The sequence below is a fragment of the Stenotrophomonas bentonitica genome (genome assembly GCF_013185915.1).
Lineage (GTDB): Bacteria > Pseudomonadota > Gammaproteobacteria > Xanthomonadales > Xanthomonadaceae > Stenotrophomonas > Stenotrophomonas bentonitica.
Genome location: NZ_JAAZUH010000001.1, coordinates 1,239,667 through 1,261,606, shown reverse-complemented (window position 1 = coordinate 1,261,606; position 21,940 = coordinate 1,239,667). Strand labels below are relative to the sequence as shown.

Here is a 21,940-nt window from a genome sequence, read left to right as displayed (position 1 = left end):
GTCGGCTCACCGCGCCAGGGCCTGCAGCTGCGCCAGGGTATCTGCTTCACTGGCGGGCTTATCGTGTCGCCAGCGCAGGATCCGCGGGAAGCGCACCGCAATGCCTGACTTGTGCCGGCTGCTGCGGTTGACCGCTTCAAAGCCGAGCTCGAACACCTGCTCGCCGCGCACGCTGCGCACGGGGCCGAAGCGCTCCACGGTATTGGCGCGGATCCAGCGGTCCAGCGCCAGGATTTCCTTGTCATCAAGGCCCGAATACGCCTTCGCCACTGGCACCAGTTTCTCGCCGTCCCACACGCCGAAGGTGTAATCGGTGTACAGCGTGCTGCGGCGGCCGTGACCGGCCTGCGCGTAGATCATCACCGCATCGATGGTGAGCGGCTCGATCTTCCACTTCCACCAGTCGCCGCGCCGGCGCCCACTCTGATAGGTGGAACTGCTGCGCTTGAGCATCAGGCCTTCGACGCCGCGTTCGCGCGCCTGGGTGCGCTGGAGTGCTGCGTCCTCCCAGCTGCCCACGTCGACAGTGGGCGAAAGCACCACGCGCGGATCGCCCAGCGCATCAAGTACCTTCGCCAGCTGCGCGCGACGCTCGGCCAGCGGTTGCCCGCGCAGATCGATGCCGTCCCGTTCCAGCAGGTCGTACGCGAGCACGCGCACCGGTGTATCGGCCAGGGTCTTCGGCCCGGGCTTGCGGCGCTGGATGCGGGTCTGCAGCGCAGTGAAGGGCAGGGGCTGCGTTTCGCCATCGCGCCAGGCCAGCAGCTCGCCATCGATCACGGTACCGTCGGGCAGCGCCATGGCCGCGGCTTCGATTTCCGGAAAGCGCCCGTCCAGGCGTTCTTCGCCACGCGACCACAGCGCGACTTCGCCTTTGCGCCGCAGCAGCTGCAGGCGGATGCCGTCCCACTTCCATTCCAGCGTCCACTCGTCGACAGGCCCCAGCCCGGCGACCTCGGTTTCAATCGGCGAGGCCAGGTAGAACGGGTAGGGCTGCTGGCGGTCTTCGGGGAGTTCTTCCGCGCTCAGCAGCGTTGCAAGCAGGCCGGGCGAGGGCACCCACTCGCCCAGCATGCGCTGCGCGATGCGCGCGATGTCGATCCCCGACAGTTCGGCCAGCGCCTGCTGCACCAGCCGTTGCGACACGCCCACCCGCAACGCGCCGGTCAGCAGCTTGTTGAACACCAGCCGCTCGGCCGCCGGCAACGTCCGCCAACCGGCTTCCACCGCCGCGCGGCGCACCGGCTCGGGCTGGTTGGCCACGGCCAGCAGGTGGTGTTCGATCCAGTCGGCGAGCGGGCGGTCCGGCGCGGCCTCCGCCGGATCGTCCAGCAGCAGGGTCAAGGTCTCGGCCAGGTCGCCGACCTGGTCGTAGCTGTCGGCCACCAGCCAGGCGGGCAGCCCCGCGGCCTCGCCGATCCACGCGCGCAGCTCGCCGCTGGCGGCAATCTTCCGCCGCGCACCGCCGACCTTGCCACCGCTTAGCAGGTACAGCGCCCATGCGGCGTCGTGCGCGCGTGCATCGCGGAAATACGCGACCAGCGCCGCGCGCTTGTCCAGCGTCGCGGTGCTGCGGTCCAGGCGCTGGTACAGCGCGGCAAAGGCCCTCATTCCTCGCTCCCGAAATCGGTGCGGAAGGCTTCGGCGGCAATGCCGCGTTCGCGCAGGAAGGGAATCAACGCATCGGTGTTGCCGTGGGTGGCGATCACCCGCTGCGCACCGGTCTGTTCGATGGTCTGCAGCAGCGCCGGCCAGTCGGCATGGTCGGACACCACGAAGCCGCGGTCGTAGTTGCGCCGGCGACGGTTGCCGCGCAGACGCATCCAGCCCGAAGCAAAGCCCAGCTGGTGCTTGCCGAAACGGCGCAGCCAGGTGGTACCGGCCGCGGACGGCGGGGCCAGGATCAACTTGCCGGCTGCGTCCGGTTCGCGCCCCTGCTCGGCCACGGTATGCGTTTCCAACATCGGGATGCCCGCTTCGCGGTACACCGCAACACCGTTGGCGATGGCGCCGTGCAGCCATGCCGGCTGGTCGTCCAGCGGCAGCAGTTCCGCCAATACGCGCTGCGCCTTGCCCAGCGCATAGCACAGCAGGATCGCCGCTTCGCCGCGCTGTTCGCACTCGCGGCGCCAGGCCACGATCTCGGCCGCCACCTCGCACGTGTCCTGCCAGCGGTAGATCGGCAGGGCGAAGGTGGCCTCGGTGATGAACACATCGCAGGGCACCACCTCGAACGGCGCGCAGGTCGGGTCGGGCTGGCGTTTGTAGTCGCCCGAGGCCACCCACACCTGGCGACCATCGTCGATGCGCACCTGCGCCGAGCCCAGCACGTGGCCGGCCGAATGCAACGAGACCTGTACGTCGCCGAGCGTGAACTGTTCACCGTAGTCGTACGCCTGCAGCGGTACCTCGCCCAGGCGCCAGCGCAGGATCGGCACGCTGCCGGTGCTGCTGTAGTACTGGCCCATGCCACTGCGCGCATGGTCGCCGTGGCCGTGGGTGATCACCGCGCGCGGCACTGGACGCCAGGGGTCGATATGGAAATCGCCGGCGGGGCAATAAAGCCCCTCCGGACGCAGCACCACCAGGTCGTTCTGTCCAGCACGCTTGCTCATGCGTGCCACTGTGCCGCCGCGCTCGTGCAGGAGGTGAGAATCCGGCTGAACGGCGGCCTGCGCGCGGATGCGGCAGAATCAGGGCCTCTGCCAGAAGGCCCGCGCCATGACGTCCGCTCTGCCTGCATTCGAAACCCACAAGGTCACCAACCAGCCGCCGCCGTTCGGCGGGCGCAACCTGTGGGCCGACGATGTGGCGCTGGCCGACGCGGTGCAGCGCGAAGGCGGCGCCGCGTTCGTTGCCGCGCTGCAGGCGTACGGTGGCATCGCGGGCGACACGTTGTACCGGCTCGGCTTCGACGCCAATCGCGATCGGCCGCGGCTGCGCACGCACGACGCGCAGGGCCACCGCATCGATACGGTCGAATTCCACCCCGCCTACCACCAGCTGATGGACCTGGCCAAACGCCACGGCGTGGCGGGCTTGTCGTGGCAGGACGGCCGCCCCGGCGCGCATGTGGCGCGTGCAGCGCTCAGTTTCCTGCATCACCAGGCCGAAGCCGGTACCAGCTGCCCGCTGACCATGACCCACGCAGCGGTGGCCGTGCTGCGCCAGGATCCGCTGCTGGCCGACTGGGCGGACAAGGCCGCCGCGCCGGTGTACGACCCGCGCGACGTGCCGATGGCGGACAAGGCCGGCATCACCCTCGGCATGGGCATGACCGAAAAGCAGGGCGGTTCGGACGTGCGCAGCAACACCACCCGTGCCGAGCTGCGCGAGGACGGCAGCTATGCGCTGGTCGGGCACAAGTGGTTCTTCTCCGCGCCGATGTCCGATGCGTTCCTGGTGCTGGCGCAGGCACCGGCGGGGCTGACCTGTTTCCTGATGCCACGCCGGCTGGCCAACGGCAACCGCAATGCGTTCCGCGTGATGCGCCTGAAGGACAAGCTGGGCGACTGGTCCAACGCGTCCAGCGAGGTGGAACTGTGCGGCGCCTGGGCGCGCCGCGTCGGCGAGGAGGGCAGGGGCGTGGCCACCATCATCGGCATGGTGATGATGACCCGGCTGGACTGCATGCTCGGCGCAGCCGCCGAAATGCGCATGGCGCTGGCGCAGGCGCTGCACCACACCCGCCATCGCGGTGCGTTCGGTCGACGGCTGAGCGAGCAGCCGCTGATGGCCAACGTGCTGGCCGACCTGGCGATCGAATCCGAAGCGGCCACCGCCTTCGCGATGCGCGTGGCCCGCGCGGTCGACCAGGCGCCGCACGACGCACGCGAAGCGGCCTTTGCGCGGATCGCGACGGCGGTGGGCAAGTACTGGGTGTGCAAGCGCGCGGCGGTGTTCGTCAACGAAGCGCAGGAATGCCTGGGTGGGGCCGGCTACGTGGAAGAGTCGATGCTGCCGCGCCTGTACCGGCAGGCGCCGTTGAATTCGATCTGGGAAGGCAGCGGCAACATCCAGTGCCTGGACGTGCTACGTGCGCTGGCGCGCGAACCGCAGGCGCTGCCAGTGCTGGAGTCGGAACTGGATACGGTGTCCGGGATCGATGCGAACTACGACGCGGCCGTGCAGTCGCTGCGTGCGGTGTTGTCGACGACGCCTTCAGAGGCGCAGGCGCGGGTAGTTACCGAGCGCCTGGCGCTGCTGCTGCAGGCGGCGGTACTGCTGCGTGCGGAAAGCCCGGTGGCTGAAGCGTTCGTGCGTTCGCGGCTGGCCGGCGAACATGGCACGGCGTTTGGCACGTTGCCGGAGGGTATCGACCTTCAGGCGGTCATGGCGCGGGCGCTGCCCTGACCCCGCAACCGTAGAGCCGGGCTCTGCCCGGCTCCACGCAATACATCAATGCTTCGCTTCGTCCGCGTTCTGGCGGGCGTCGTCGGCCACGTCACGTGCCTTGTCGGCCACCTTCTCGGCCGCGTTGGCGGTGGCGTCGCTGGCATGCGCCGCGGCATCGCGCGCCGCCACCTTGGCATCGGCTGCCGCCGCAGCTGTGGCATCCGCCGCACGGTCCAGCGCCGGCTGCACGTCGGCCGCAGCGCGTTCGGACGCAGCCGCAGCTTCGTCGGCGGCATTGCGGGTGGAGGCGGCGGCCTGGTCCACCGCAGCGCGCGCGGCCTCACCGGTGCTGTCGGCGGCCTGCGCGGCGTCCGCGCGTGCCTGCTCGGCTTCCGGGCCCTTGCAGGCGGCCAGGGCCAGCAGCAGCGAAGCGGCCAGCAGCGGGGTGGTGATCGAACGAATCTTCATGGCGCTCTCCATCACATCGTAAGGGAGGCCGATCCTATTCACCGGCCCGTGAAGGCGCGGTGCGTGCCGGCAGGCACCCAAAGAAAAAGCCGCTGGCGAACCAGCGGCTTCTTCAGGCTTGCTTGAAGAAAGAAGTTATTACTTCTTGGCTTCTTCAGCAGCGTCCTTGGCCTGCTCGGCGGTGGCTTCACCGGCCTTGGCAGCGTCGGCAGCAGCGTCGGCAGCGGCGTCGGTGGCAGCGCCAGCAGCCTGGGCAGCGGCATCGGCCGAAGCGTCAGCAGCGGTGGTGGCGGTGTCGGCAGCAGCCTGGGCAGCGTCGGCGGTCTGGGCGCCAGCAGCAGCGGCCTGGTCGGCAGCGACCTGGGCGTCGGCAGCGGCTTCGTTGGCCGAAGCGGCGGCGTCAGCAGCCTGTTCCTGCTTCGAGCAGGCGGTCAGAGCCAGGCCCAGGGCCATTGCGATCAGCAGCTTGTTGATGCTCATTAGTGTGAATCCTCGTCGTTAGATTAGGCAACGCGCTATTGCGCGCCCGGCAACATGATGACAAGCCACGTTGGGCTGTCAAGCGATCCCGCATTCATTTTTGCGAAACGGGTGTTAAAACCAATCAAATCAATTCGATGGCGATGGCTGTCGCCTCGCCGCCACCAATGCACAGTGTAGCAATTCCGCGCTTTGCATCACGCTTGCGCAATGCGTTGACCAGGGTGACCACCAGGCGCGCGCCCGAAGCACCGATGGGGTGGCCCAGTGCGCAGGCACCGCCGTGCACGTTGACCTTGTCATGCGGAATGCCAAGTTCGCGGATCGGGGCCATGGCGACAACCGCGAACGCTTCGTTGATCTCGAACAGGTCGACCTGGTCCAGGCTCCAGCCGGCCTTTTCCAGCACCTTGTGGATCGCGCCGATCGGGGCGGTGGTGAACCATTCCGGTTCCTGCGAATGGGTGGCATGGGCAACGATGCGCGCCAGCGGCTGCACGCCGCGCGCGGCAGCGTCGTCCTCGCTCAGCAGGACCACCGCGGCGGCGCCGTCGGAGATGCTCGAGGAGCTGGCGGCGGTGACCGTGCCGTCCTTCTTGAACGCCGGGCGCAGGGTCGGGATCTTGGCGATGTCCGAACGGCCGGGCTGCTCATCCTGGCTGTACTCGACCTCGCCCTTGCGACCGGCCACCTTCACCGCGACGATTTCGTCGTCGAACGCGCCGGCGGCCTGGGCGGCCTGGGCACGACGGACCGATTCGATCGCATAGGCGTCCTGCTCCTCGCGGGTCACCTGGTACTTGTCCACCGCGCACTCGGCGAACTCGCCCATGGCCTTGCCGTCGTAGGCATTGACCAGGCCGTCGTGGGCCATGTGGTCGACCGCCTGGAAGTTGCCGAAGCGGTTGCCGGTGCGCGAGTTCGGCAGCAGGTGCGGCGCATTGGACATCGACTCCATGCCGCCGGCGACCACGATGCTGGCGGTGCCGGCCTTGATCAGGTCATGGCCCAGCATGATCGCCTTCATGCCCGAGCCGCACACCTTGTTGAGGGTGGTGGCGCCGGTGGAATAGGGGATGCCGGCAGCGACCGCCGCCTGGCGGGCCGGGGCCTGGCCGAGGTTGGCCGGCAGCACGCAGCCCATGATCACTTCGGAAACGTCTGCCGCCGGCACCCCGGACTGGGCCAGGGCGGCGGCGATCGCGGTGGCGCCCAGGGTGGGGGTGGGCACGCCGTTGAACTGGCCGAGGAAGGAACCGATGGCGGTCCGCTTGGCAGCGGCGATGACAATATTGGACATGGCAATCTCGTTTGTTGCGTGAGCGATTTACGAAAAGGGAACGCATGCCATGGATTACGGCGCGGTTTCCCGTCAGACTGCGTGGGGGGACCCAGTATAGAGGGTCAGGCATTACCACCGGTGTCGGCCGGCAGGCAGGACGCTGTACGTGGTTTCTACAACGTTTTGGGGAGCAGGGATGAAGCAGGCAGTCTTTAGCAGGAACGTGCTGGCCGGTGCGCTGGCCGTGGCAGTGAGCGCGTGTGGGGGTGGCGGTAGCGGAAATACCCGGGGCGATCTGCCACCGGCGCCTGTCGTGCCGCCCGTGTCCCCGCCGTTGCCGCCGGTCACACCGCCGGTGACGCCGCCGGTCACCCCGCCGGTGACGCCGACCCAGCCAGCGATCGACAGCCACCTGGTCCTGACCAATGCGCAGGACGTCGACCGGTCAGGTGCGGGTATCCGTATCGGCATCGTCGACTCGGGCGTCAACCGCGCCCATCCGACGCTGACCGGGCGGGTCGTCGCCAGCTACAGCTATGTGGACCCCAAAACCAACAATCTCGCCGTCGACGACGTGCAAGGGCACGGCACCACGGTGGCCGAGCTTGCCGCCGGCGCCGCGTTCGGCGAGTGGCCGGGCGGCATCGCACCCGCTGCGCAGATCGTCTCGGCCCGGATCATCGCCGACAAGTCGCCCGTTGACGACGGCACCGGCAACGGCAACCAGGTCAACGGCGCGCTCGGGCTGGCTCCGGTGCACCAGGATCTGATCAACGCCGGCGTGAAGATCATGAACAACTCCTGGGGCGGTCTGTACTGGACCAACCCGGCGAGCACCGCGCCGATTGCCGCGGAGTATCGTCCGTTCATCACCACCAACGGCGGCCTGGTCGTGTTTGCGACCGGCAACGAGAGCAAGGCCAACCCGTCCAGCATGGCGGCGCTGCCGAGCCAGGCCGGCCCCAACGACACCCGCCCCGCCGCCGACCTGGAGAAGGGCTGGCTGGCCGTGACCGCAGTCAACTTCGCCAAGCCCGACACCCTGTCCAGCTACGCCAATGCCTGCGGCGTGGCGGCGAACTACTGCCTGGCCGCGCCCGGCGAGTCGGTGTTCGTGGACCCCGCCAGCACCGGTGGCACGCCGGTCTACATGTGGGGTGGCGGTACCTCGTATGCGGCGCCGCTGGTGTCCGGTGCGGCGGCGCTGGTCTGGCAGAAGTACCCGTACTTCAGCAATGACCTGGTCCGCCAGACCCTGCTGGGCACGGCGACCGATCTTGGCGCGCCAGGTGTGGATGAGGTGTTCGGACACGGCCTGCTCAATGTTGGCAAGGCGATCAATGGTCCGGCCCGGTTCGACTGGGGCACGGTGGCCGTGACGGTGCCGGGCTCGTCGAACTTCAGCACGTGGAGCAACAACATCAGCGGCGCCGGCGGGCTGGAAAAGTCCGGCGCGGGCACGCTGACCCTGGGCGGCAAGAATTCCTTCACCGGCGGCACCAAGGTCCTCTCCGGCGCGCTGTCGCTCAACGACGGTGCGTCGTTGGGGTCCGACGTGCAGGTCGCGGCCGCGGGCGGGCTGCAGTTCCGCGCCGGTACCACCGGCATCACCGGCAACGTGGTCAACAAGGGCACGCTGTACATGTTCGAGGCCGGCGTTACCGCCGTGATCTCGGGCGACTACACCCATGAGGCCGACGCCGTTTTCTCGACCGCGCTCGGCGCGACGTCGCTGAAGGTGACCGGCAAGGCACAGTTGAACGGCGGCACCGTGCTCATCGACCGTGCAGTCGAAGGCTACGTTCCGCAGAACGGCACGCGCCAGGCACTGATCACGGCGGCGCAGGGGCTGAATGGCCAGTTCGCCAAGTACACCGCCGCCGGCACCGTGTCCCTGCTGGACGCAAAGCTGGTCTACGACGTCTACACCGCGTACATGGATATCTACCGCGTCGACGTGACCCAGGCGGCCGCGACGGCCGGTCTGGGCACCATCTCGGCGGCGTCGGCGCTGCGCGTTGAAGAGGCCTTCGGTGTACTCGACACCGGTACCGCCCCGGACACGCCCGGCTTCGCCGGCGCGGCGGGCGAGCTGCAACGCGTGCAGGGCCAGGCCGGCCTGCAGACCAGCCTGGACAGCCTGTCGGGCAAGGCGCATACCCTGGCCACCGGGATGACCTTCGACAACCTGGACATGAACCGTCGCGCGCTGTCGTCGCGCTTCGACACCGTGTCGGCCTCGCCGCGCCTGCGCGGTGCCTGGCAGAGCACGCTGGGCGAGGCCGGGCAGGGCAGCTTTGCCGGCAGCGCGTCCCAGACCCAGGGCTGGATGATGGGCCAGGACATGGCGCTGGGCAGCAACGGCGTGCTCGGCTTCGCCTTCGGCGAAACCCGCAGCAACAGCAGCCGCGAATGGGGCGGTGACACCGGTCGCGACCGTCAGTCGCAGGCGCAGATGTACGCCGGCTGGAACAACGGCAACGCCTACGCGCTGGGCCAGCTGGGTGCCGGTCAGTTCAATCGTGAGATCGACCGCCAGCTGCTGCTGGGCGCCGCGCAGTACGGGGTGAACACCCGTTACAGCGGTGACTTCAGCACGGCCAGTGCGGAATCGGGCTACCGCTTCGGCAGCAGGACGATGTCGCTGACCTCGTATGTGGGCGCCGATTACGCGCGCGTGGGCAGCAACGGCTTCAGCGAAAACGGTGGCTTCGGCTTCGGCCTGCGTGCCGACAGCCGCACCTCCAGCCGCAGCCAGGCACTGGCCGGCCTGCGTGCCGAGACGTTGGTGGGGGGCTGGTCGCTGCGCGGCTATGCCGAGTGGCAGCAGACGCTGTCCAGCGACGGGCTGGGCTTCGACGCCAGCTTTGTCGGCGTGGACGCGTGGGCGCCGGTGGCCGGCCTGCAGCCGGCGCGTTCCGGCGGGCTGTTCGGCGTGTCGGTGCAGTCGTGGCTGACCCGCACCTCGCAGCTGTCGTTCGGTTACGACCAGCGCTTCGGTCCGCGGGGCGATCTGAGCCAGGTGGCGCTGCGCTATTCGGCAGCGTTCTGATGAAATGAAGACGCCGGGGCAAGCCCCGGCGTCTTCGTGTTGGGATGGCGTGTTGCCGGCCGGCGGCCGGCACTACCGTCAGCCGCCGCGCAACTTCCCGAGGCGCGGCACGGCGCGGCCCAGCGGCATCTTCAACTTGCCGATCGACTGGATGCGCGTTTCCGCAATCCGGTCGGCCGCACGCTGCGGCGCGATGCCTTCCTGCTGGGACAGCGCGAAGATACGGCCCAGGTTGTGGTAAATGCTGCGGATCAGGCGCATCGCACGTTCGCGGTTGTAGCCGTCGATTTCCAGCGAAACGTTCATCACGCCACCGGCGTTGACCGCGTAATCGGGCGCATACAGGATGCCGCGCGCATGCAGCTCGTCGCCGACTTCAAGGCTGGACAGCTGGTTGTTGGCGGTACCACAGACGATCTTGCACTTCAGTCGCGGCAGTGTCTGCGGATTGATCGCGCCTTCGAGCGCGCACGGCGCGAACACGTCGGCATTCACGTCGTAGATGTCGTCCGGCTTCACCGCTTCGGCACCGTACTCGGTCACCGCACGCTCGACCAGGCTGCTGTCCAGGTCGGTCACGAACAGCTTGGCGCCGCGGTCGCGCAGCAGCTTCACCAGCTCCATGCCGATATGGCCCAGGCCCTGCACCGCGATGCTGACCTTGCCCACTTCTTCATGGCCCAGCTTGTGCTGCATGGCCGCCATCAGCGCCTGCAGCGCGCCGTAGGCGGTGAACGGCGCCGGGTCGCCCGAGCCGCCATGCACCTGGTGCACGCCGGTGACGAACTCGCTTTCCAGGTAGATGTTTTCCATGTCGTTGACGTCGGTGCCGACGTCCTCGGCGGTGATGTAACGCCCGCCCAGCGAATCCACGTAGCGGCCGAACGCGCGGAACAGCACTTCGGTCTTGTCCTTGCGCGGATCGCCGATGATCACCGCCTTGCCGCCGCCCACGTTCAGGCCCGCAAGGGCGTTCTTGTAGGTCATGGTGCGGCTGAGCCGCAGCGCATCGGCCAGCGCGTCGTCGGTGCTGGCATACGGCCGCATGCGCACCCCGCCCAGGGCCGGACCCAGGGTGGTGTTGTGGATGGCGATGATCGCCCTCAGGCCGGCATCGCCGCTGTGGCAGAACACCACCTGTTCGTGACCGGACGTTTCGAGGGTTTCAAATAACATGGCGACTCCGATGGTGCGAACGTCGGCCAACAGCGGCGAACGAACCAGCAAAAGGTGGGGTGCAAAACAAAAAAAGCGACGTCGTCGGTTCGGCAGGACGGGTCGCGCGGCGCCATTCTAGTGCATTCCGCCCGACGACGTTGTCAGCAGGCGGTGACCGCCGTGGGACAGCCCTAAAGTTGCCGGGTTCCGGGCCGATGCCGTGGCAACGGTGCGCGGTACCGGCAAGCCAGGACAGGTCAGACGTGGGTGCAGTGGCAACAATCCGGAACAAGTGCTGCGCCCTGACGGGCCCGGGCCGATGACCGCGCTTCTGGCCGGGGCGGCGGGCCTGCTGGTGGCGGCGGGCGTAGGCTGGGGTCTGTATCGACGGCCGGCGGCGCAGCCCGTGGCACGACGCGCCGCCGCTGCCGATCCACGCCTCCCGGTGGCCGCGGTGCTCCCGGCCGGCGACCCGGCAGGGGTGCTGCAGTCCGGGCTGCACGCGCTCGCGCTGGGGCCGGGCAGCGGCGGGGTGGATCGCGCCGCGGGGGCCCAGGACGCCGCACTGCAGACCGCCGTGGCGGCGGCGCTGGAGGCGCAGGACTGGTCGGCCCGGCACCTGCCACGCCGTCCGCAGCTGCTGCCGCAGCTGATCCAGACCGTGAACGACAGCGACGCCTCGGCCCGCAGCATGGCCTCGATCATCGGCCAGGACGCGGTGCTGACCGGCAACCTGCTTCGCATCGCCAACAGTCCGGTCTATCGCCTGCAGGCCAAGCCGGTGGACAGCCTGCAGCGTGCGGTGACCCTGGTGGGCACCGACGGCATCCGCCAGATCATCAGTGCGGTGCTGGTGCAGCCGGTCATGCAGCTGCACAGCGACGCCTTCCCGCAGTTCGGCACGGTGGTCTGGGAGCATGCGCTGCTGGCCTCACGCGCGGCCGCCGACCATGCGCGGCTAGTGACCCACGAAGATGCCTTTGCCGCGCAATGGATGGGGCTGACCCAGGGCCTCGGCGCTGCGCTGGTGATGCGGCAGCTGCTGGACGCGGCGTTCCAGCAGGGCGCCGTGCCGTCGCAGGGGCTGGCCAGCGCGCTGCTGGACACCTGGAGCCTGCCGGTGGCCAGCCGCATCGCGGCTGCCTGGGAGTTGCCGCCGTCGGTGCATGAAGCGCTGCTGCGTGATGCTGAAGGAGCCGGCGGTGGCCTTGCAGCCAGCCTGCGCTTCGCGCGCGCGGCCGCTTCGGCCAGCCTGTTGTGCCGGCACGGCCGGATCAGTCAGGCCCAGGCCACCGCGCTGCTGGAGCAGATGGAGGTAACGCCCGCGCACGCGTTGCAATGGATATGGCGGCGGTTGCATGGTCGCGGGGTGGAAACCCTCGATGTGGATGAGGCGGCCGACGCCTGAGATCCGCTTTTGATTACGTGATCGTCCTGTGCACGTAACAATTCGTAGCGGCCACGCCCTGAGTGGCCACCGCGCGCAGCGCGGCTCGATTGTCCGGAGACGGTCGAATGACGTTCCCGTTACTTCGGCCGACGTTTAACCTCAAACGAAGACGTCCATCAGGCATCGGGATGTCTCAACAACCGACGCATGTCTTCGATCCGGGGTCATGAAGGCCTGACCGGTGGCTTCGGTTTTTTTTAAACGTTGGAACCATCGCGTCGATCAATGAGCGTACGCCTTCGGACGCTTGCGCCGCGCTGCGCGCGGTGTCCACGCAGGGCGTGGACCTACGAATTTCTACGTGCGCAGGACGATCACGTAATCAAAATCGGTAGATCCACGCCCTGCGTGGATCCGGAACCCATCACAACTGGGATTCCAACGGCAACCAGCTGATCACCCGCGCCACCGCGCGCTGTTTGAACGACGTATCCGGTTCCCGGTCCAACAACGTCGGCGGCGTTTCCGCCCACTCCAACCACCGCACCTCATTGTCGCCCGTGCGCGTCACCCAATAACTCATCTTCGGACTGGCCAGGCGCAGATACTCCTGCCGCAGCTCCGCCGCCAACGCGCGGTCCTCGAACATCACGCCCATCTCGGTGTTGAGATACGCCGAACGCGGGTCCAGGTTGAACGAGCCGACAAAACCGCGCTTGTCATCGATCAGGAACGCCTTAGTATGCAGGCTGGCGCCGCTGCTGCCGAACGGGCCGCTGCCACCGCCGCCCGGACCGCGCGATTTCAGTTCGTACAGATGCACGCCGTCCTGCAGCAACGGCAGGCGATAGTGCATGTAGCCGCTGTGCACCGCCGCCACGTCGTTGGCCGCCAGCGAATTGGTGACCACGCCAACGTACGCACCGCGCTCCACCAGCGCCGCCAGCCCGCGCTCGCCTTCGTCGCCGGGCACGAAGTAGGGCGAGATCAGCAGCGCCTTGTTCTGCGTTGCGCCCAGATCGCGCACCAGGCGGGTGACCAGCCAGTTGGCCTGATCGTCGCGGCGGTGCTTCATGGCCGGGTCGGAAATGATCTCCACGTTCGGCGACCAGTGCAGCGTCACCTCATTGAGCCCGAATTTACGCGCGGATTCCGAACGCTCCACCCGCTGCAGGTAGGGCTGCGCCGCCTCGAGCTTGGCTTCATGCGCCGATTCCAGCATCAACAGGCGCAGCTGGGCCGGGGTATGGAAGGCAAGGGCCGACACCGGCACCGCCGCTTCGCTGTTCCAGTACTCGTCGAAAATCGTACTCGCCTGCTGCACCGCCTGGCCCGCCACCAGCAGGTCCAGGTCGCGGAAGTTCACGTCGCTGCGCGCGCTGAAGTACTCCTCGCCGATATTGCGTCCACCCACGATCGCCACGCGTCCATCGGCGATCCACTGCTTGTTGTGCATGCGGTGGTTGACGCTGAAGAAGCGCTGCACCATCTCCACCAGCCGCCACAGCCCGTCGCGGTTGCGGAACGGGTTGTACAGGCGGATCTCGATGTTCGGGTGCTCATCGAGCGCCATCATCAACGCGTCCTTGTCCTGCCCGTTCATGTCGTCCAGCAGCAGGCGCACGCGTACGCCGCGTTCAGCGGCCTGGTACAGCTCCTGCACCATCAGGTGGCCGATCAGGTCGTCCTTCCAGATGTAGTACTGCAGGTCGAGGCTGCGTGCGGCATGCCGGGTGACCACCGCGCGGGCGGCGTAGGCATCCAGGCCCTCGGACAGGAACGCCACGCCGGACTGGCCGGGGTGCTGCGCCTGCAACCGCACCACTTCGCGGTCGATCGGGCCCTGTGCAGGCTGCAGCGGCAACACCGTGCTGTGCGGGCCCATCGCCTTGGGCGTGAGGTGGTCGCCCAGCAGCAGGCCGCTGAGTACCAGCAGGATCAGGATCGCCAGGACCACGCACACGCCGCGCAGCAACCGGCGCCACAACGGCATTTTTTCGGTCATGCGCCGATCCTAAGCGGGTCGCGCGTGCACTGCGAGTGCACGGCACCCGGCGGGATCAGAAGCGTTCGTCGGGCGCCAGGTAACGCCACTGACCCGGCGCCAGCTTGCCCAAGGCGACCCGGCCCACGCGCAGGCGGCGCACGCTGACCGCTTCCAGCCCGACCTGGTGGCACATGTCACGCAGCTGGCCCGGGTGCACCGGCTTGATCGCAAAGCGCAGGCGGGTTTCGTTCTGCCAGCTGACCTTGCACGGCGGCAGCGGCCAGTTGCGGAAGCTCAGGCCATGCGCCAGCTTGCGCATGCCGTAGGGCGCCAGTTCCCCGGTCACTTCCACCAGGTACTCCTGTTCCAGCGTCGCGCCCCGGTCCTTGAGGTACGACACCACGCGCCCGTCCTGGCTGACCACGACCAGGCCGCTGTCTTCGGCCGGCAGCGGCATCGCCAGCTGCAGGCCGTGGAAATGGCGCTGCAGCAGGGCCACGCCGGTGGCATCAAGTTCGCTGCGGCTGTCCGGGGTCACCATCGCGCACAGCTCGGCGGCCGCCATGCCGGCCGGCTTGTGCAGCAGCATGCTCACGGTCTCGGCGCGGGTTGCCTCGGCGTTCTCGCGCAGCACCACGACTTCGTCGGTGACCATCGCCTGCGGCTGTTCGACCACGATGCCATTGACCGTGACCCAGCCGCCCTCGATGTAGCGCTGGGCGTCGCCCCGGGAGCAGCCGATCAGGCTGGTCAGGCGTTTGTCTAGTCGGATCGGGTCGGTCATGGGGGCAGGCAGCAGGAAGCGGGGTGGGGGCGGGCAGTGTACTGGCTCGGGCCGGTCGCCGCGTTCAGGCGGCCGGCCGCTCCAGGTGGGTCAGGTACAGGCGCAGGTCGAATTCCAACTGGTGGTAGTCGGCTTCCATGTGCGTGCAGAGCTGGTAGAACGCCTTGTTGTGGTCCGCTTCCTTCAGATGCGCCAGTTCATGCACCACGATCATCTTCAGGAACGGGGCCGGGGCCTCGCGGAACACGCTGGCGATGCGGATCTCGCGGCTGGCCTTGAGTCGGCTGCCCTGCACCCGTGAAATGGTGGTGTGGGTGCCCAGCGCATGCTTAAGTACCTGCAGGCGGCTGTCATAGATCACCTTGGACAGCGGCACCGACTGGCGCAGGTAGCGCTCCTTGAGGGCCTGGGTGTAGTCGTAGAGCTGGCGGTCGTTGCGCACCGTATGCAGCTCGGCGTAACGGCGCTCCAGCCACGGGCCAAGACGGTCGGCCGCGATCAGCTCGCGCACCTGCTGCTGCAGGGCGTCGGGGTAGCCGGCGAGGTATTTCAGGGCGGTCATGCAGGGCAGTATGATGGCCCCTGGAATCCCGCAACAACAGACGTACAGGCAATGGCGAAGGCAAATCCCCTGCAGGAACAGCTGCTCAAGGCCGGGCTGGTCAAGAAGTCCCAGGTCTCCCAGGCCGCGCGTGAACAGGTGAAGGCCCGCCACGGCAAGGCCCCGGTCGCCCCGACCGACAGCCAGCGCGAGGCCGACCGTCTGCGTACCGAGAAGGCCGAGCGCGATCGCGCGATCGAAGCCGAGCGCAAGGAGAAGAGCCGCCAGCAGGAACTGCAGGCGCAGGTCCGGCAGATCATCGAAAGCAACCGCGTGAAGCGTGAAGGCGAGAGCGAGTACCGCTTCAACGACGGCACGCTGATCCGCACGATGCTGGTCAACGAGGTGCTGCGCCGGCAGTTGGCTGCAGGCAGCCTGGTCATCGCGCGCCTTGGCGAGGGGTTCGAGCTGGTGCCGCGCGCGGCAGTCGACAAGATCCGCGAACGCGACCCGTCGGCCATCGTGCTGGACAACGGCAAGGACCGCGGTGCTGCTGAGCCCAGCACGGGCAATGCGGAGGACGACGCGTACTACGCGCAGTTCCAGGTCCCGGACGACCTTATCTGGTAATCGTTGCTGCCTGACCCGTTCAGGGCCGCGCTGGGCGTTCAGCCGACCGTGACCTGCCGGCGTGCGTCGGGGCCTATGCTGGCGTTCCGGAACAGCATCGGAGACACTTCATGGCCACAGGTTGGGCAGGTGACGGCGCCGTCCAGGACCAGATCGACGCGACCGTCGACGACGCCATCCAGCGCGCCCGCGCGCAGCTGCGCCACGGCCCCGGGCTGACCCATTGCGAGGAATGCGAGGCACCCATCCCGGAAGCGCGACGACGTGCCGTGCCCGGCGTGCGACTGTGCGTGCGTTGCCAGGAAGCGGAAGATGCCGCGCAGCACGAGGCGGGCGGTTTCAACCGGCGGGGCAGCAAGGACAGTCAACTCCGCTGACTGTCCTTGCGTCAGGTCCGGCCGCTGGCCGGGCGACTAACCATCGCCCTGGATGCCACCCGGGGCCTGCGACGGATCGCGCCAGCGGCGCACGGTGCGCTGGAAGAACATGTTGTTGGGAATCTGCAGCACGGTGCCTTCATGGCCGCCGGCATTTTCCTGCAGGGTGGTGTAGATCAGGTTGACGTCGATCACCCGGCCCTTGAGGCCTGGCTTCTCGCCGTTCTCCAGCACTTCGATGTAATCATGCAGGCGGAACGGACGGGTGGTGAAGATCAGCAGCGTGCAGAAGATGTTGGAGAGCACGCTCCACGCCGCGAAGAACGCCACTGCACCTACCGCGGCAAAGCCGGTGAACGCCGTCCACAGCACGCTGGCCTGCACGCCGATGATCTGCAGCACCACCATCAGTACCGCGAAATACACCACGAAGGTGAACACGCGGCGCGCGCCCATCACCATTTCCGGCGGCAGCGTGTAGTGCTCGCCAAGGCGGCGCAGCAGCCGCCGCGCGATCAGGCGCACGAGCCACGCGACCAGCAGGGTCAGCAGGATCTGCAGCGCGGGTGCGCCGAATTGCAGCCACTCATGGGTCCAGGCAGGCAGGTGTTCTTTCATGCCCGCCAGTTTACCAACCCCGACACGCACAACGGCGTCCGCTGCTCGTACTGCACGCACAGGTCGGCACGCGGCGGTGGCGACACGCGCAGCGTCACCGGGCTGCCGGGCAGGGTACAGGCGGTGGCCAGCGACAACAGCACGGCAAGACACGTGGGCGACATGCGGACCTCCTGAGGCGATCCTTCGCGGGGACAGGAGATTGGATGCAGTCGCCGGCGAAAAGGTTTAACCGGCTGGGCTTAAACCTTTTCGATGGCGCCCGCATCCAAGGGATATGCTCGATACGACCATGCCCGCCCTCCGCGCCGCCAACGACGCCGACCCCACCGACGAGCCTGCCCTGGTGCGGGCCGCCATGGCCGGTGACACGGCCGCCTACGAGCGCATTTACCACCGGCATGCGCCGCGCCTGTATGCGGTGCTGTGGCGGCTCTGCGGTGGCCATGCCGCCCGCGCCGAGGACGCGCTGCAGGAAGCCTTCCTGCAGGCCTGGCGGGCACTGCCGGGCTTCCGCTTCGACAGCAGCCTGGGCACCTGGCTGCACCGGTTGGGGGTCAATGCCGCGCTGATGGAGCTGCGTGCCAACGCGGCCCGCGATGCGGCCGACAGCGGCGAAGACGACGGCGACAGGCTGGCCGCGGTGCCCTCGCTTGACCGCTGCGCGGGCACCACGCTGGACCTGGAGCGCGCGCTGGAAACGCTGCCGCCGCGCGCCCGGGCGGTGCTGGTGCTGCACGACATCGAGGGCTGGAAACACCATGAAATCGCCGAACAGCTGCAGATGGCCGTCGGCAGTTCCAAGGCACAGCTGCACCGTGCGCGCGGCCTGCTGCGCGCGCGTCTGGGAGAACCCGCATGAACGATCACGACGACAACGCCTTCCATGACGACCTGCAGGCGCGCCTGCGCGCGCTGCCGGCCGAGCGGCTCCCGCCGGCCCACGCCTGGCAGGAGATCGCCGCCCGGTTGCCGCCCCGCGCGGCCGTGGTGCCCATGCCAGCGCCCACGCGTCCGGCACGGCGCTGGCCGCTGCGCATCGGCCTTGGCCTGGCGGCCGCGCTTGCGGTGTTGATGGTGGTACCGACCGCCACTCCGCCGACCCCGCGCCCCACGCCGCTGCAGCGCCAGGCCGATGTCATGGCCGCCGAGTACCAGCAGGCCATCACCGCCCTGCCGGCGGATCGGATCGGCGCGGACTGGCAGCCGGCCCTGCACGAACTCGATTCCAGCGCGGGCACCATCCGCGCCGCCCTTGCCGAGAACCCGCGCTCCGGGTTCCTGCTGACCCAGCTGCAGCGTACCTACGCGCTGCGCCTTGAACTGACCCAGCAGGCCGTCAACGCCGCTGGCCTGCCATCCTGAAGGAGAGACCCATGCCCCTGTCCAAGCGTTACCTTGTTGCCCTCGCGCTGCTGCTGCCGCTGGCCGCGCAGGCCGCCACCCGCGTCGACGAACGCCACCCGCTGGCCGCCGGTGGGCGGGTCGAACTCAGCAACATCGCCGGCAAGGTCACCGTGCGTGGCTGGGACCGCAATGAAGTGGCCCTCAGCGGCAGCCTGGCCGACGGCCTGCGCCTGCAGCAGGACAAGAGCGCCAACCGGGTGCGGTGGGAGGTGATCTATCCGCGCAACGGCAACAGCGGCGGCGCCACCCTGGAACTGCGCGTGCCGCGTTCGGTGGAAGTGCAGCTGGGCACGGTCAGTGCGGACATCGACGTGGCCGAGGTGGACCTGCGTCGGCTGCAGGCAAACGCGGTCAGCGGCGATGTCGCCGCCAGCGGGCGCAGCGGCGAAACCAACCTGGCCTCGGTGAGCGGCAGCATCCGTTCGCAGGTGCAGACCCCGCGGCTTGAACTTCGCGCGGTGAGCGGCTCCATCCAGGCGGGTGGCGGCGCAGGCGATGTGTCGGTAGGCACCGTGTCGGGCAACATCACGCTGGATGCGGCGAAGGTGCAGCGGCTGGCGGCCGAAGCGGTGTCGGGCAGCCTGAAGGTTGGCGCAGCCGGGCTCGCGCCGGGCGGCAAGGTGACCCTGGAAACGGTGAGTGGTTCGATCAGCCTGAGCCTGCCGGCGCAGGTGTCGGCGCGGCTGGCGGTGAAGACCTTCAGCGGTGACATCAGCTCACCCGTGGGCCAGGTGGAAAGGCCGCGGTATGGTCCGGGCCGCAGCCTGGACGCGCGCCTGGGAGGCGGCGACGGGGATATCTCGATCAATGCCCATTCGGGCAGCGTGAAGGTCACGCTCGGCGGCCGCTGAGTGCGGCCCCCGCACCGGCCCGGGGCCGGTGCGGACGGCTGCGGCGTCAGCCGGCCTTTTTCAGCGCCAGGGTATTGCCCAGTACTTCGATCTTGCCACCGCCCTTGCGGAACGCGGCCAGGTCGGCAGCGATGCTGGCGCTGCTCAGTGCGGTGTTGGAACCCTGCTTGCGGTCAACGCGAACGGTGTTGCCTGCCTTGGGGGAGGTCTTTGGCGAACGGGCCATGGATGCTCCTGTCATGGGTACTACGTGGGAAAAAACGTCGACGCATCATGCTGCTGCCGACGGTAGTCCTGCCGCACGGTGCGGCAGTCATCGCCGCCCATCGAAAACTGGCGGCAGATCGCGGGGCGCTGCGAATAGATCGTGCAGCGCAGGTGATAGGGGTCGATCGCAGCGCACCAACCTTCGTCGTTGCGTGCCATCACGGTACGGCCAGCTTCATCGGTGTCCAGCAGGTAGGCCGGCACCGCGTCGTCGGGCATCACCGTTACCGACAGCCGACAGCACACCGCGTCGCAGCGGCGGCAGTCGATGGTGTCCGGCTCGGCGGATGCGCCCAATCCAGTTTCTCCTGGCGAAAGACGATCCCGACGCCACGGACAGGTCCATGGCACCAACATCGGCGGGGATGATGGCCTCTACGAGGCTGGAGACGACATGCGCATTGCGCAGCGAAGCCGAAAGATGATAGCGCTTTCGGCGTAACGTTTTGTTAATGCGCGGGTTCCACGGCTGGAAACCCTTGCCGCGCAAGGGTTTCAGGCGTTGGCTGCAGCCGCCCAGGCCAGCCCGTGGACCACGCCGAACGAGGGATTGCCGCGAACCAGGGTCGACCCCGGGAAAGCTGCGGCCACCGCCTGCTGCAGGTAGCCGGCGCGCGACATGCCGCCGGTGAGGAAGACCGCGGCCGGGTCATGGCCGATGTCCGCCCGGACCTGTTCCAGCAGGCCGGTGAGCTCGCCCAAATACTGGCCGGCGGCCCCCTCCAGGCGCGCGCGCTCCACCGCCACGCCGAGGTCGCGTTCGATGAAGTCCAGCGCGCTGGCATGCTGCGCGTCGCTGCTGAGCGCGATCTTGCAGCGCTCCACTTCGCGGTACAGGCGCGCGGTGTTGCCGGTGTCCTGCAGTGCCTGCAGGCGCTTGCCCCACGGCGCGTCCACGTCGCGGTAGGCGTGCTGGCGGAAATCGCGCTGGCGGGTCATGTCCTGCACCATCGCCGCTTCCACATAGTGGTGCGCCGGCACGCGGCTGCTGCCACGGCCGAACAGCGGCATGTACGCGCCCAGGCTCAGCGCCAGGTCGATATCGGTACCGCCGCGCGCGATACCCCATGCGCGGTGGATCTTCGGCGCCTGCGTGCCGCCCACGCGGGCATGCGCCACGTCGGTGGTACCGCCGCCGATGTCCACCACTACCGTATCGTGTTCCTGCGCGCTCTCGGCGTGGTAGTGCATGGCCGCTGCGGCCGGCTCTTCCAGGAAATCCACGCTGTCGAAACCGGCGGCGATAGCGGCGGTATGCAGGATCTCCAGCGCCTGGTCGTTGCCCGCCGCGCCGATCGAACTGCGGAACTGCACCGGGCGCCCGAGCGTGGCGGTGCGCACCGGCGCGTCCAGCTGCCGCGACGCGGTCAGCCGGATGTGTTCGAGGATGTGGGTGGCGATGCCGGTGATGGTCTGGCGCGCGCGCGGGTGCAGGTTGTAGCCCAGCATCGACTTCGGGCTCTGCACCAGGTTGCCTTCGTTCTCCTCGAAGTAGGCTTCCAGCGCCTCGTCGCCGTACACCGCGTTCTGCAGCAGCTTGGTCGAGGTCAGCGGCGCCCGCATCTGCTCTTCCATCCACTGCCGGCGCACCACGCGCAGCGCTTCGCGGCGCAGCGCGTCCGGCGCGCGTTCCTGCCCGGCCGCGCGTGCATCGCGCGCGGCCGCATCGATCAACCGCGCCAGCTCATGCTCCAGCGCCGGGGTCAGTTCGAAGTCGTTGGGGTCGCGCATCACCTCGGGGAAGTACACCGTGGTGCGGAACTGTTCTGCCTCGCCGAAGCGGATCGGCACGACCCGGCCTTCGACCACGGCGGCGGCGGCGGAATTGCTGGTACCAAAGTCGATGCCGATTTTCATGCGGGCCAGGCCGAAGGGTCAGGGGGCGCGCACTGTGCGGCAAGCGGACCGCCGGTGCAAGGCCCGTCCGGGCCGGGCGGTTACAATGGCGGCTGTTCCGTTCCTGAAGGCTTCATCATGTCCGCCGTACCCGCCTGCCCGCAATGCACCCTGGAAAACACCTACGCCGACGGCGCGCTGTGGATCTGCGCCGACTGCGGCTTCGAGTGGGCGGCCGGCGACGCGGGCACCCAGGCGGTGGTGGTACGCGACAGCAATGGCAACGTGCTGGAAGCCGGCGACACGGTCACGGTGATCAAGGACCTCAAGGTCAAGGGCTCGTCGATCCCGCTGAAGCAGGGCACCGTGATCCGCAACATCCGCCTGGTCGAGGACGACGCCGAGCACATCGAAGGCAACTCGGACAAGATCAAGGGGCTGGTGCTGAAGACCTGCTTCCTCAAGAAGGCCTGACCT

At 68.4% G+C, this 21,940-nt stretch carries 23 protein-coding genes; 9 read left to right on the top strand and 14 right to left on the bottom strand.

Annotated features, from left to right (window positions below):
* Positions 1 to 6: 6 nt before the first annotated feature.
* Positions 7 to 1,611 (bottom strand): ATP-dependent DNA ligase, encoded by a 1,605-nt coding sequence (locus HGB51_RS05655; RefSeq protein WP_070206897.1) that lies wholly within the window; start codon positions 1,609 to 1,611, stop codon positions 7 to 9.
* On the bottom strand, positions 1,608 to 2,615 hold the full coding sequence (locus HGB51_RS05650) for a ligase-associated DNA damage response exonuclease (RefSeq protein WP_070206896.1): 1,008 nt from the start codon (positions 2,613 to 2,615) through the stop codon (positions 1,608 to 1,610). The genes HGB51_RS05655 and HGB51_RS05650 overlap by 4 nt, the downstream gene beginning before the upstream one ends.
* 106 nt (positions 2,616 to 2,721) lie before the next feature.
* On the opposite strand from HGB51_RS05650, the gene HGB51_RS05645 reads away from it, so the two are divergent.
* Positions 2,722 to 4,353 carry an isovaleryl-CoA dehydrogenase gene (locus HGB51_RS05645; protein WP_070206906.1) on the top strand — a complete coding sequence of 544 codons (1,632 nt, stop codon included), beginning with the start codon at positions 2,722 to 2,724 and terminating at the stop codon, positions 4,351 to 4,353.
* A 45-nt stretch (positions 4,354 to 4,398) separates the two neighbouring features.
* Here the strand turns inward: HGB51_RS05645 and HGB51_RS05640 are convergent, their stop codons facing one another.
* The 3 genes from HGB51_RS05640 to HGB51_RS05630 all read right to left on the bottom strand — a co-directional run bounded on the left by HGB51_RS05640 (position 4,399) and on the right by HGB51_RS05630 (position 6,583).
* Positions 4,399 to 4,803 carry a hypothetical protein gene (locus HGB51_RS05640; RefSeq protein ID WP_070206905.1) on the bottom strand — a complete coding sequence of 135 codons (405 nt, stop codon included), beginning with the start codon at positions 4,801 to 4,803 and terminating at the stop codon, positions 4,399 to 4,401.
* Between the two features lie 138 nt (positions 4,804 to 4,941).
* Positions 4,942 to 5,283, bottom strand: a complete 342-nt coding sequence (locus HGB51_RS05635; protein WP_070206895.1) for a hypothetical protein — start codon at positions 5,281 to 5,283, stop codon at positions 4,942 to 4,944.
* A 124-nt stretch (positions 5,284 to 5,407) separates the two neighbouring features.
* A complete protein-coding gene (locus HGB51_RS05630; protein WP_070206894.1) occupies positions 5,408 to 6,583 on the bottom strand; it encodes a thiolase family protein in 1,176 nt (391 codons plus the stop codon).
* 178 nt (positions 6,584 to 6,761) lie between these two features.
* Between HGB51_RS05630 and HGB51_RS05625 the strand changes: the two genes are divergently transcribed.
* Positions 6,762 to 9,617 carry a S8 family serine peptidase gene (locus HGB51_RS05625; protein WP_070206893.1) on the top strand — a complete coding sequence of 952 codons (2,856 nt, stop codon included), beginning with the start codon at positions 6,762 to 6,764 and terminating at the stop codon, positions 9,615 to 9,617.
* 78 nt (positions 9,618 to 9,695) lie between these two features.
* On the opposite strand, the gene HGB51_RS05620 is transcribed toward HGB51_RS05625, so the two are convergent.
* Positions 9,696 to 10,793: a Glu/Leu/Phe/Val dehydrogenase dimerization domain-containing protein gene (locus HGB51_RS05620; RefSeq protein WP_070206904.1), complete on the bottom strand. Its 1,098-nt coding sequence runs from the start codon at positions 10,791 to 10,793 to the stop codon at positions 9,696 to 9,698.
* A 301-nt stretch (positions 10,794 to 11,094) separates the two neighbouring features.
* Between HGB51_RS05620 and HGB51_RS05615 the strand changes: the two genes are divergently transcribed.
* Positions 11,095 to 12,183, top strand: coding sequence for an HDOD domain-containing protein (locus HGB51_RS05615; RefSeq protein WP_084738855.1), 1,089 nt, complete (start codon positions 11,095 to 11,097; stop codon positions 12,181 to 12,183).
* A gap of 406 nt (positions 12,184 to 12,589) precedes the next feature.
* Here HGB51_RS05615 and HGB51_RS05610 read toward each other — a convergent pair whose 3' ends face one another.
* The 3 genes from HGB51_RS05610 to HGB51_RS05600 all read right to left on the bottom strand — a co-directional run bounded on the left by HGB51_RS05610 (position 12,590) and on the right by HGB51_RS05600 (position 15,498).
* Entirely contained in the window at positions 12,590 to 14,170 is a 1,581-nt protein-coding gene (locus tag HGB51_RS05610) for a phospholipase D family protein (protein WP_084738854.1), read from the bottom strand.
* Between the two features lie 55 nt (positions 14,171 to 14,225).
* The gene (locus tag HGB51_RS05605; RefSeq protein ID WP_070206892.1) at positions 14,226 to 14,936 is read right to left on the bottom strand and encodes an rRNA pseudouridine synthase; all 711 of its coding nucleotides are present in this window, start codon (positions 14,934 to 14,936) and stop codon (positions 14,226 to 14,228) included.
* Positions 14,937 to 15,000: 64 nt separating this feature from the next.
* The gene (locus HGB51_RS05600) at positions 15,001 to 15,498 is read right to left on the bottom strand and encodes a YgjP-like metallopeptidase domain-containing protein (RefSeq protein WP_070206891.1); all 498 of its coding nucleotides are present in this window, start codon (positions 15,496 to 15,498) and stop codon (positions 15,001 to 15,003) included.
* Between the two features lie 51 nt (positions 15,499 to 15,549).
* On the opposite strand from HGB51_RS05600, the gene HGB51_RS05595 reads away from it, so the two are divergent.
* Together HGB51_RS05595 and HGB51_RS05590 are read left to right on the top strand one after the other, a co-directional pair.
* Positions 15,550 to 16,107 (top strand): DUF2058 domain-containing protein, encoded by a 558-nt coding sequence (locus HGB51_RS05595; RefSeq protein ID WP_070206890.1) that lies wholly within the window; start codon positions 15,550 to 15,552, stop codon positions 16,105 to 16,107.
* A gap of 110 nt (positions 16,108 to 16,217) precedes the next feature.
* Positions 16,218 to 16,484 carry a DksA/TraR family C4-type zinc finger protein gene (locus tag HGB51_RS05590; protein ID WP_070206889.1) on the top strand — a complete coding sequence of 89 codons (267 nt, stop codon included), beginning with the start codon at positions 16,218 to 16,220 and terminating at the stop codon, positions 16,482 to 16,484.
* A 36-nt stretch (positions 16,485 to 16,520) separates the two neighbouring features.
* On the opposite strand, the gene HGB51_RS05585 is transcribed toward HGB51_RS05590, so the two are convergent.
* Together HGB51_RS05585 and HGB51_RS05580 are read right to left on the bottom strand one after the other, a co-directional pair.
* Positions 16,521 to 17,102 carry a mechanosensitive ion channel family protein gene (locus HGB51_RS05585; protein WP_070206888.1) on the bottom strand — a complete coding sequence of 194 codons (582 nt, stop codon included), beginning with the start codon at positions 17,100 to 17,102 and terminating at the stop codon, positions 16,521 to 16,523.
* Positions 17,099 to 17,266, bottom strand: coding sequence for a hypothetical protein (locus HGB51_RS05580; RefSeq protein WP_171966752.1), 168 nt, complete (start codon positions 17,264 to 17,266; stop codon positions 17,099 to 17,101). Before HGB51_RS05580 ends, HGB51_RS05585 begins: the two co-directional genes overlap by 4 nt.
* Before the next feature lie 113 nt (positions 17,267 to 17,379).
* Here HGB51_RS05580 and HGB51_RS05575 point away from each other — a divergent pair, with 113 nt between their 5' ends.
* The 3 genes from HGB51_RS05575 to HGB51_RS05565 are packed head-to-tail and all read left to right on the top strand — an operon-like array spanning position 17,380 to position 19,360.
* The gene (locus HGB51_RS05575; RefSeq protein WP_070206887.1) at positions 17,380 to 17,964 is read left to right on the top strand and encodes an RNA polymerase sigma factor; all 585 of its coding nucleotides are present in this window, start codon (positions 17,380 to 17,382) and stop codon (positions 17,962 to 17,964) included.
* Positions 17,961 to 18,467, top strand: a complete 507-nt coding sequence (locus HGB51_RS05570) for a hypothetical protein (protein ID WP_070206886.1) — start codon at positions 17,961 to 17,963, stop codon at positions 18,465 to 18,467. Before HGB51_RS05575 ends, HGB51_RS05570 begins: the two co-directional genes overlap by 4 nt.
* A gap of 11 nt (positions 18,468 to 18,478) precedes the next feature.
* Positions 18,479 to 19,360, top strand: coding sequence for a DUF4097 family beta strand repeat-containing protein (locus HGB51_RS05565; RefSeq protein ID WP_070206885.1), 882 nt, complete (start codon positions 18,479 to 18,481; stop codon positions 19,358 to 19,360).
* 46 nt (positions 19,361 to 19,406) lie between these two features.
* On the opposite strand, the gene HGB51_RS05560 is transcribed toward HGB51_RS05565, so the two are convergent.
* The 3 genes from HGB51_RS05560 to HGB51_RS05550 all read right to left on the bottom strand — a co-directional run bounded on the left by HGB51_RS05560 (position 19,407) and on the right by HGB51_RS05550 (position 21,484).
* Complete coding sequence (locus HGB51_RS05560; protein WP_070206884.1) at positions 19,407 to 19,586, bottom strand: hypothetical protein; 180 nt, start codon at positions 19,584 to 19,586, stop codon at positions 19,407 to 19,409.
* 20 nt (positions 19,587 to 19,606) lie between these two features.
* On the bottom strand, positions 19,607 to 19,897 hold the full coding sequence (locus tag HGB51_RS05555; RefSeq protein WP_084738856.1) for a YkgJ family cysteine cluster protein: 291 nt from the start codon (positions 19,895 to 19,897) through the stop codon (positions 19,607 to 19,609).
* A 225-nt stretch (positions 19,898 to 20,122) separates the two neighbouring features.
* Positions 20,123 to 21,484: an Hsp70 family protein gene (locus HGB51_RS05550; protein ID WP_070206882.1), complete on the bottom strand. Its 1,362-nt coding sequence runs from the start codon at positions 21,482 to 21,484 to the stop codon at positions 20,123 to 20,125.
* 117 nt (positions 21,485 to 21,601) lie between these two features.
* Here HGB51_RS05550 and HGB51_RS05545 point away from each other — a divergent pair, with 117 nt between their 5' ends.
* The gene (locus tag HGB51_RS05545) at positions 21,602 to 21,937 is read left to right on the top strand and encodes a zinc ribbon domain-containing protein YjdM (RefSeq protein ID WP_070206881.1); all 336 of its coding nucleotides are present in this window, start codon (positions 21,602 to 21,604) and stop codon (positions 21,935 to 21,937) included.
* The last annotated feature ends 3 nt before the right edge of the window (positions 21,938 to 21,940 follow it).

What these genes read in the sequence shown, in the direction of transcription:
- HGB51_RS05655 (WP_070206897.1), bottom strand. Translation starts at nt 1,611, where the DNA reads ATGAGGGCCTTTGCCGCGCTGTACCAGCGCCTGGACCGCAGCACCGCG.
- HGB51_RS05650 (WP_070206896.1), bottom strand. Translation starts at nt 2,615, where the DNA reads ATGAGCAAGCGTGCTGGACAGAACGACCTGGTGGTGCTGCGTCCGGAG.
- HGB51_RS05645 (WP_070206906.1), top strand. Translation starts at nt 2,722, where the DNA reads ATGACGTCCGCTCTGCCTGCATTCGAAACCCACAAGGTCACCAACCAG.
- HGB51_RS05640 (WP_070206905.1), bottom strand. Translation starts at nt 4,803, where the DNA reads ATGAAGATTCGTTCGATCACCACCCCGCTGCTGGCCGCTTCGCTGCTG.
- HGB51_RS05635 (WP_070206895.1), bottom strand. Translation starts at nt 5,283, where the DNA reads ATGAGCATCAACAAGCTGCTGATCGCAATGGCCCTGGGCCTGGCTCTG.
- HGB51_RS05630 (WP_070206894.1), bottom strand. Translation starts at nt 6,583, where the DNA reads ATGTCCAATATTGTCATCGCCGCTGCCAAGCGGACCGCCATCGGTTCC.
- HGB51_RS05625 (WP_070206893.1), top strand. Translation starts at nt 6,762, where the DNA reads ATGAAGCAGGCAGTCTTTAGCAGGAACGTGCTGGCCGGTGCGCTGGCC.
- HGB51_RS05620 (WP_070206904.1), bottom strand. Translation starts at nt 10,793, where the DNA reads ATGTTATTTGAAACCCTCGAAACGTCCGGTCACGAACAGGTGGTGTTC.
- HGB51_RS05615 (WP_084738855.1), top strand. Translation starts at nt 11,095, where the DNA reads ATGACCGCGCTTCTGGCCGGGGCGGCGGGCCTGCTGGTGGCGGCGGGC.
- HGB51_RS05610 (WP_084738854.1), bottom strand. Translation starts at nt 14,170, where the DNA reads ATGACCGAAAAAATGCCGTTGTGGCGCCGGTTGCTGCGCGGCGTGTGC.
- HGB51_RS05605 (WP_070206892.1), bottom strand. Translation starts at nt 14,936, where the DNA reads ATGACCGACCCGATCCGACTAGACAAACGCCTGACCAGCCTGATCGGC.
- HGB51_RS05600 (WP_070206891.1), bottom strand. Translation starts at nt 15,498, where the DNA reads ATGACCGCCCTGAAATACCTCGCCGGCTACCCCGACGCCCTGCAGCAG.
- HGB51_RS05595 (WP_070206890.1), top strand. Translation starts at nt 15,550, where the DNA reads ATGGCGAAGGCAAATCCCCTGCAGGAACAGCTGCTCAAGGCCGGGCTG.
- HGB51_RS05590 (WP_070206889.1), top strand. Translation starts at nt 16,218, where the DNA reads ATGGCCACAGGTTGGGCAGGTGACGGCGCCGTCCAGGACCAGATCGAC.
- HGB51_RS05585 (WP_070206888.1), bottom strand. Translation starts at nt 17,102, where the DNA reads ATGAAAGAACACCTGCCTGCCTGGACCCATGAGTGGCTGCAATTCGGC.
- HGB51_RS05580 (WP_171966752.1), bottom strand. Translation starts at nt 17,266, where the DNA reads ATGTCGCCCACGTGTCTTGCCGTGCTGTTGTCGCTGGCCACCGCCTGT.
- HGB51_RS05575 (WP_070206887.1), top strand. Translation starts at nt 17,380, where the DNA reads ATGCTCGATACGACCATGCCCGCCCTCCGCGCCGCCAACGACGCCGAC.
- HGB51_RS05570 (WP_070206886.1), top strand. Translation starts at nt 17,961, where the DNA reads ATGAACGATCACGACGACAACGCCTTCCATGACGACCTGCAGGCGCGC.
- HGB51_RS05565 (WP_070206885.1), top strand. Translation starts at nt 18,479, where the DNA reads ATGCCCCTGTCCAAGCGTTACCTTGTTGCCCTCGCGCTGCTGCTGCCG.
- HGB51_RS05560 (WP_070206884.1), bottom strand. Translation starts at nt 19,586, where the DNA reads ATGGCCCGTTCGCCAAAGACCTCCCCCAAGGCAGGCAACACCGTTCGC.
- HGB51_RS05550 (WP_070206882.1), bottom strand. Translation starts at nt 21,484, where the DNA reads ATGAAAATCGGCATCGACTTTGGTACCAGCAATTCCGCCGCCGCCGCC.
- HGB51_RS05545 (WP_070206881.1), top strand. Translation starts at nt 21,602, where the DNA reads ATGTCCGCCGTACCCGCCTGCCCGCAATGCACCCTGGAAAACACCTAC.